This window comes from Arhodomonas sp. KWT, assembly GCF_010993615.1.
On sequence record NZ_WNXE01000572.1, the window covers coordinates 1 to 1,036 of the forward strand.

A 1,036-nucleotide genomic window follows, 5' to 3' on the forward strand; every position below is an offset into this window, starting at 1 on the left:
TTCTCGTCCTTGGGCGCGAAGGTAAAGCCGTTCTGGGTCTGGAGCAGGGCGATACCCTGCTGGTCCGCCGCCTCCTGGATCTCGCGAAAGGCCTGCTGGTGGCGCTGACCCATCTCCTGCTGCAGCTCGCGCATGCGGCGCTGGAACTCGTCGCTCTCGAACGCGGCCGGCAACGCGGTGCGCAGTTCCTGGACCAGGTCCTCGATGACCTTGCACAGGCGGCGGCCGTCGCCGGGGGGCAGTCGGATCAGACGCGGCCGGTTGCCGGTATTGAAGTCGTGGACGAGGCACCAGTCGGGCGGCGTGGCCTCGCCGGAGGCCCGCTCGTGCAGGAACTGCGAGACGACCTCGTGCTTGCCGACGCCGCCGGGACCGAGCACGAACAGGTTGAAGCCGTTGTTGCGCACGCCGGTGCCGAGCCTGAGCGCCTCGATGGCCCGGTCCTGGCCGATGATGGTGCCTGCGCCCCGGAGCTCGTCGGTGGTGTCGAAATCCAGCGCCGCGGGGTCGCAGCGCTGGTACACCTGGTCGGCGGTGAGTGGAGTTATGGTCATGCGGCGGTTCCCTCGCGTGATGCGATACCGGTAACTGTCGCCACCCTGTCTAGCGCGCCTCCGGACCGGTGTCCAGTCCGGCCCCGGGGCGCTCAGCGATTCATACGGGCGAGGGCGCGCAGCAGGGTGTCATTCTGCTCCGGCGTGCCGACGGTGATACGCAGGCTCTCGCGCAGCCGTGGCTGGTCGAAGTAGCGCACGAAGATCCCCTGGTCGCGCAGATAGCGGTACACGGCCGAGGCACCGCCGGCGAACCCCTCGGGCACCCGTGCCAGGAGGAAGTTCGACTCGCTCGCCGCGCAGCTCAGTCCCAGCCCCTCCAGCCGTGAGGCGAGGCGCGCGCGTTCGCCGCGGACCGCCTCCCAGGTGGAGGTGGCATATGCCTGGTCCTCCAGGGCCGCGACCGCGAGGCGCTCCGCCACGGCGTCCACACTGTAGCTGTCCCGGGTCTTGGCGGCGATGGGCTCGATCAGCCCGGGCGC

The 1,036-nt window shown here is 70.1% G+C and carries 2 protein-coding genes; both read right to left on the minus strand.

Annotated features, from left to right (window positions below; all coding sequences use genetic code 11):
- Positions 1-554: Lon-like protease helical domain-containing protein (locus tag G7A99_RS20810; protein WP_163143794.1), on the minus strand; the 554-nt coding region annotated here is incomplete at its 3' end.
- A 92-nt stretch (positions 555-646) separates the two neighbouring features.
- A partial coding sequence (locus G7A99_RS20815) for an aminotransferase class I/II-fold pyridoxal phosphate-dependent enzyme (RefSeq protein WP_163143796.1) occupies positions 647-1,036 on the minus strand: 390 nt, incomplete at its 5' end.